At 59.2% G+C, this 223-nt stretch carries 1 pseudogene; it reads right to left on the bottom strand.

Annotation, left to right across the window (positions count from 1 at the left end):
• Nucleotides 1–100 precede the first annotated feature (100 nt).
• A pseudogene (locus E4K09_RS30245) lies at nucleotides 101–223 on the bottom strand (ribonuclease activity regulator RraA); the annotation flags it as partial.

Genomic DNA, 223 nt, shown 5'->3' on the forward strand with positions numbered 1-223 from the left:
TGTTCGCCTTCATTGTGCCTCCAAACGACCTTCACCCTGCGCTTTGAAGCGCAAGGCAGGTTGCAGGTTCGTGGTGTCGTGGCTCTTCGTCAACTACCCATCAGCGGCCGGTTCTCTCGCGCCAGGCTGCGAAGTCGATGTTGGTCTGCTCGTCAGTCGCCGGATAGAGGCCGAGGATCGAGCGTCCTTTCAGGACCTCCTCGGTCACGAAATCCTCGAATGC

The sequence above is a fragment of the Microvirga pakistanensis genome (assembly GCF_004458765.1).
GTDB lineage: Bacteria > Pseudomonadota > Alphaproteobacteria > Rhizobiales > Beijerinckiaceae > Microvirga > Microvirga pakistanensis.